The following is a 5,854-nucleotide window of genomic DNA, read 5'->3' on the forward strand; positions in this document are numbered from 1 at the left end:
TGATCTCGGCCCCCCAGATCAGCCGCAGTTCCCGCTCGGGGAGGCCGACCAGGTCGTGGCCGGCGTAGAGGACCTGGCCCTGGCGCACCACGTTGCTCTTCGGGAGCAGCCCCATGATCGAGCGGGACAGGATCGTCTTGCCCGACCCCGACTCCCCGACGATCCCCAGGGTCTGGCCCCGGTTGAGGGTGAGCGACACGCCGTCCACGGCCCGCACCAGGCCCCGCTCGGTACGGAAGTGGGTCGACAGGTCGATGACCTCGAGCAGGGGTCCGCCGTCGCGGACCTGGAAGCGCGCCGGGTCGGCCAGATGGGGACGGCGCCGGCGCAGGTGGAGGCTCACACGCCACCTTCGCGGATGTTGAAGAACGCCTGGAGCCGGTCACCGGCCACGTTCAGGGCCAGGACGGTGACGAAGAGGAACAGGGACGGCCACAGGGCCACCAGCGGGTGCACGGTCATGATCCCGCGTCCCTCGGCGATCATGTTCCCCCACGTCGGGGTGGGGAGGCGGATCGACAGGCCGAGGAACGACAGCGCTCCCTCGGCCACGATGGCCACGGGCACCGACACCAGACCGAGGGCGATGGCCGAGGGGACCACGTTGGCCAGGATCTCCCGGAAGATGATCCTGCCGTTCTTGGCCCCGAGCAGGCGCGCCGCCATCACGAACTCGCGCTGGGCAAAGCGCAAGGTGTTCCCCCGCACGACGATGGCCAACGGACCGATGGACAAGACGCCGATGGTGATGGTGATGTGGAGGAAGGTCGGCCCCCAGAAGGCGACGACGGCGATCAGCAGGACCAGCGCCGGGAACGCCAGGATCACGTTCGACACCCCGAGCACGATGCCGTCGAGGATCCCGCCGTAGTAGCCCGCCACCAGGCCCAGGACCCCGCCGACCACCAGCCCGAAGAAGATCGAGAAGGTGCCGACGGCCAGCGACACCCGGGCCCCGTAGATCACCCGGGAGAACAGATCGCGGCCGAGGTCGTCGGTGCCGAGCAGGTGGTGCAGCGACGGGTTGAGGCCCGGCAGGTCCGAGCCGATGGCCTTCGGGTCGGGTATGGGCAGCAGCCCCGCGGTCGCGGCCAGCACGACCAGCAGGGCGATCCAACCCGTCGCCACCCAGAATCCCGCTCCCAGCCGCCGCCCGGACCGGCCGCTCTGGGCGCCGATCCCCCCGCCCATCGGCATCTGGCCGACGGCGCCCGCCCCGGTGGGGGCGAGGGCCTCGGCTCCCGCGAGGGGGGGCTCCGGCGCCTCGAGAATGGTGGTGGCGTCAGGCTGCAGCTCGGACATCTCGGACTCTCGGATCGAGGAGCGGGTAGCTGAGGTCGAGGAGGAAGTTCACCATCACGTAGGCCACGACGACCAGCAGCACGGCTCCCTGCACGATCTGGTAGTCGTTCTGGAGGATGGCGTTGACGGTGTTGAAGCCGATCCCGGGGATGGCGAAGAGGTACTCGACGATGAAGGTCCCGCCGACGAGGGCGCCGACGTTCAGCCCGCCGATGGTGACCAGCGAGAAGGTGGACGGCCGGAAGGCGTGGCGTAAGAGGATCCACCAGGTCGGCATCCCCTTGGCCCGGGCCATGGTGATGAAGTCCTCCTGGAGGGTGGCGATCATGTCGGCGCGGAGGACGCGTTGGTACAGGGCGATCGAGCCCAGGCCCAGGGCCAGCGACGGGAGGAAGACCGAGCGGATGTTCTGGACGAAGCTGTCGGTGATGTGGGTGTAGCCGGTGGCGGGGAACCAGTGGATCGTCACGGCGAAGAGGAACACGAGCAGCACGCCCCGCACGTAGTCGGGGACCGACAGCGTCCCGAAGGCGGCGGTGGTGGCCACCCGATCGATCCGGGTGTTGGCCCGGTAGGCGCTGAGGATCCCGAGCGGGATGGCGATCACGACGGCGATGATCTGGGAGAAGATCAGCAGCTCGAGGGTCACCGGGATCGACTGGGCCAGCACCGTCGAGACGGGCTCGTCGTTCAGGTACGACTGGCCCAGGTGGCCGGACAGCGCCCCGCGCACCCAGTCGACGTACTGGATCGGGATCGGGCGGTTGAGATGGAGCTGGGCCGTGCACTTGGCCACGTTGGCGGCCGTGGCGTTGGCCTTGAGGATGGCGTAGCAGGGGCTGCCCGGCAGCAGGTGGATCATCTCCGACGTCAGGAAGGTGACGACGAACAGGACCGGGATCAGCAGGAGGAGCTTGCGCAGGATGTATCGCACGGCCGCTCAGTCCGTCGGGCGGCCCTCGCTGGCCGCGATCAGTAGCTCCCGGATGGCTGTTGCCGGATAGCGCCGGTGCCCGCTCGGGGTCAGCACCGAGGGGATCCGCCCTCTGCGACCCCACTCCGACACGGTCCGCTCGGACACCTGGAACAGGACGGCCACGTCACTGGTACGCAGCAGCCGTTCGGAGAGTTTGTCCGGCGCGCCCTCCGGCCCGAAGAGCTCGTCGAGCAGCTGCGTGCGGGTGGCTCTTATCGACTCGCTCCTGCATCCGGGCGGACAGTAGTCCGGGCTTCTCGGTTCTCTGCTTTCGCCGGATCGGCAGGTTGGGGCCGGACCTGAGCGGTCCGCCGCCCCGCCGCAGGTCGTCCCCTACCATCCCCGTCCCGTGAGACCGGCGGACCGGACCACCATCGACAGCCTGCCCGCCTGGACCGGCGGGGCCGTGGCCGTGGTCCTGGTGGCCGCGGTGGCCGCCGGCGTCGTGCTGCGCTTCTGGACGCGGTCCGACCTGTGGCTGGACGAGGCCCTCACCGTCAACATCTCCCGGCTCCCGCTGAGCCAGATCCCCGGGGCGCTACGCCACGACGGTTCGCCCCCTCTGTACTACTTCCTCCTGCATCTCTGGATGCGGGCGTTCGGCACCTCGGACGGGGCCATCCGGGCCCTGTCGGGCGTGTTCGGCATGGTCAGCCTGCCGATGGCCTACCTGGCCGGCCGGCGCCTGGCCGGGCGCACCGTCGGGTGGACGGCCCTGGCCCTCGTGGCCACCTCCCCGTTTGCCGTCCGGTACTCCACCGAGGCCCGGATGTACATGATGATCGTGGCCCTGAGCCTGGCCGGCTTCCTGGCCGTGGACGCCGCCCTGCGCCGGCCCGATCCGCTGCGCCTCGTGGCCGTCGGCGTGGTCAGCGGCCTGCTGGCCCTGTCGCACTACTGGTCGCTGTACCTGATCGCCGCCACCGTCGTGCTGCTCGGCTGGCTCTGGCGGCACGAGGGTGGCAGGGACCCCCGCGCTCGGGCCGCCTTCCGGTCCCTGGTGGCGGTGGTGGCCGGGACCGTGGTCTTCCTGGCCCCGTGGGCCCGGATCATGGTCTTCCAGCTGCGCCACACCGGGACGCCGTGGTCGGGGCGGGCCAGCTTCTCCGCCATGGTCAACTCGGTCAGCGACTTTGCCGGCGGGGCCAGCAGCACGGGCCGGGCCCTGGGACTGCTGTTCTTCGCCCTGGCCGGGCTGGGGCTGTTCGGGGCGGCCGTCGACCGGGTCCGCGTCGACCTCGACCTGCGGACCCGCCCCCTAGGGCGGTCGATGGCGTGGCTGTCCTTCGGCACCCTCGGCCTGGGCGTGGTGACCGGCTACGTGGCCCACTCGGCCTACACCGCCCGCTACACGGCGGTCGGCTTCGCCTTCTTCATCCTGCTGGTGGCGGTGGGGGTGACCACCCTCGCCGACGCCCGGGTGCGCTACCTGGTGGTCGGCGCCGCCGTCGCCTTCGGCCTGGGCAGCTCGGCGCCCAACGTCACGACCAACCGCACCCAGGCGGCGCAGATCGCCCGCGCCCTCGACGCCCGGGGCGGGCCGGGGGACGTGGTCGTGTACTGCCCCGACCAGTTGGGCCCCGGGACGGCCCGGCTGGTGACCGGCCGCTTCGTCCAGATCACCTACCCCCGGGCCACCGGCCCCCAGCGGGTCGACTGGGTCGACTACGCCAAGGTGAACGCCGCCAGCCAGCCGGCGCAGTTCGCCCGCGCCGCCATCGCCCGGGCCGGGCCCGGACACAGCGTGTGGCTGGTGTTCTCCCCCGACTACCTGACCATCGGGGACAAGTGCACCTCGCTGGAGGCCGACCTCGCCGCCCTCCGGCCTCACTCCCGGGCATTCGTGGCCCAGAGCAGCAAGTACTTCGAGCACGCCAGCCTCGACCGCTTCTGGCCGTCGTGAGCCTCCCGCGCCGGGTGTCTCCTCCCCCGAGACGCCGGGCATGAGGCGCTTCGAGTCCGTCCGGGCCGCCGCCCTGCCGTGGGCGGTCGGGCGGGTCGTGGTGATCGGCGCCCTGGCCCTGTCCCGCTACCTGGCCGACCACGTGCACCCGGCCGCCGCCGTGGTCACCCGGGCCCACGAGGGGCTGCTCGGCTGGGACGCCGGCTACTACCGGGACCTGGCCCTGCAGGGCTACGCCGGCCTGCCCCGCCCGGCCGTGCGCTTCTTCCCCCTGGTCCCGCTCGTGACCCGGGCCCTGCACAAGGTCACCGGCCTGTCCGCCGGCGCCTCCCTGATCGGGCTGGTCAACGTCGCCGCCCTCCTGGCCGGCGTCCTGCTCTACCGGCTGGTCATGACCGAGACGGCCCGGCGCGACCTGGCCCGGCGCGCCGTGTGGATCCTGGCCCTGGCCCCCTCGGCCTTCGTCCTCGTGATGGGCTACGCCGAGGCCGTCCTCCTCGTGCTCGGGATCGGCGCCTTCCTGGCCCTGCGCACCCACCGGTGGTGGTGGGCGGCGGCGGCCGGGTACCTGGCCGGCCTGACCCGGCCCATCGGCCTCGTCCTGGTCCTTCCCGCCCTCGCCGAGGTGGCCCTGTCCCTCCGCTCCCACCCCTCCGACGACCCCCTCCCGGGCCAAGCCGGCTCGTCCCTCCGTCCCGCCCCCCTGGCCCACCGGCCCGGCACCGGCGCCCCCGACCTGCGCCACGCCCCGCTCACCCACCAGCTGGGCGCGGCCGCCGCCGTGCTGGCGCCCCTCGCCGGCTGCTTCACCTTCCTGGGGTGGGTGGGGGCCCGCTTCGGGGACTTCTGGCTGCCCCTGCGGGTGCAGGAGTCGGGGAACCTCCGGGGCCGGTTCAGCGACCCGCTCGTCACGGTGGTGCACGACGCCAAGGACCTCTTCCACGGCCACGTCGGCACCGGTCTCCACGTCCCGTGGCTGGCGGTGTTCGTGGTCCTCCTGGTGGTGGCGCTGCGCCGCTGGCCCCTGCCCTACGGCCTGTATGCCCTCGGCGTGCTCGCCCTGGCGGTGAGCTCCGCCAACTTCGACTCGCTGGAGCGCTACGCCCTGTCCGCCTTCCCGTTCGTGCTGGCCGGGGCCGGCCTGGTCTCCGGAGAGGAGACCGAGCGCACCGTGTTCAGCATCCTCGGCGCCCTGCTCCTGGCGTACTCGGTGCTCGCCTTCCTGAACGCCGTCGTCCCCTGAGCGACCGGGCGGTCCCCGGGTCGGCCGGTGGCGGCCCGGTACCCTGTCGAGGCTCTTCGCTTCCTCATTCCGGACACAGACTCCTCACAGGGGACCGCATGCCGTCACCGGAGACCAGCCCGCCGGACCCGGACGTCGTCGTCATCGGCGCGGGCCCGGCCGGCCTCACCGCCGCCTACCAGCTGGGCAAGCACGGCCGCCGGTCGGTAGTGCTCGAGGCCGACGACGTCGTGGGCGGAATCAGCCGGACCCCGGAGCGGGACGGCTGGCGCTTCGACATCGGCGGGCACCGCTTCTTCACCAAGGTGCGCCCGGTCGAGGAGCTCTGGCACGAGATCCTGCCCGACGAGGACTTCCTGATGCGGCCGCGCATGAGCCGCATCCACTACCGCGGCCGGCTCTTCGACTACCCGCTCAAGGCCGGCAACGC

Annotated in this window: 7 protein-coding genes; 3 read left to right on the forward strand and 4 right to left on the reverse strand. The window is 72.1% G+C overall.

The features are described 5' to 3' along the window. The 4 genes from VFW24_11125 to VFW24_11140 all read right to left on the reverse strand — a co-directional run. Positions 1 to 343 (reverse strand): ATP-binding cassette domain-containing protein (locus VFW24_11125; GenBank protein ID HEX5267315.1); only part of this gene is annotated, 343 nt, incomplete at its 3' end. After that, entirely contained in the window at positions 340 to 1,302 is a 963-nt protein-coding gene (locus tag VFW24_11130; GenBank protein ID HEX5267316.1) for an ABC transporter permease, read from the reverse strand. The genes VFW24_11125 and VFW24_11130, both read right to left, overlap by 4 nt. Continuing rightward, a complete protein-coding gene (locus VFW24_11135) occupies positions 1,283 to 2,236 on the reverse strand; it encodes an ABC transporter permease (protein ID HEX5267317.1) in 954 nt (317 codons plus the stop codon). Before VFW24_11135 ends, VFW24_11130 begins: the two co-directional genes overlap by 20 nt. A 6-nt stretch (positions 2,237 to 2,242) precedes the next feature. Next, positions 2,243 to 2,494 carry a helix-turn-helix domain-containing protein gene (locus VFW24_11140; protein HEX5267318.1) on the reverse strand — a complete coding sequence of 84 codons (252 nt, stop codon included), beginning with the start codon at positions 2,492 to 2,494 and terminating at the stop codon, positions 2,243 to 2,245. A gap of 133 nt (positions 2,495 to 2,627) precedes the next feature. Here VFW24_11140 and VFW24_11145 point away from each other — a divergent pair, with 133 nt between their 5' ends. The 3 genes from VFW24_11145 to VFW24_11155 all read left to right on the forward strand — a co-directional run. After that, on the forward strand, positions 2,628 to 4,181 hold the full coding sequence (locus VFW24_11145) for a glycosyltransferase family 39 protein (protein ID HEX5267319.1): 1,554 nt from the start codon (positions 2,628 to 2,630) through the stop codon (positions 4,179 to 4,181). A 40-nt stretch (positions 4,182 to 4,221) separates the two neighbouring features. Beyond that, entirely contained in the window at positions 4,222 to 5,424 is a 1,203-nt protein-coding gene (locus VFW24_11150) for a hypothetical protein (protein ID HEX5267320.1), read from the forward strand. A 98-nt stretch (positions 5,425 to 5,522) separates the two neighbouring features. Next, on the forward strand, positions 5,523 to 5,854 hold a 332-nt coding region (locus VFW24_11155), incomplete at its 3' end, for an FAD-dependent oxidoreductase (GenBank protein HEX5267321.1).

This window comes from Acidimicrobiales bacterium (genome assembly GCA_036273495.1).
In the GTDB taxonomy this organism is placed as follows: Bacteria; Actinomycetota; Acidimicrobiia; order Acidimicrobiales; family JAJPHE01; genus DASSEU01.

What these genes read in the sequence shown, in the direction of transcription:
- VFW24_11130 (HEX5267316.1), bottom strand. Translation starts at nt 1,302, where the DNA reads ATGTCCGAGCTGCAGCCTGACGCCACCACCATTCTCGAGGCGCCGGAG.
- VFW24_11150 (HEX5267320.1), top strand. Translation starts at nt 4,222, where the DNA reads ATGAGGCGCTTCGAGTCCGTCCGGGCCGCCGCCCTGCCGTGGGCGGTC.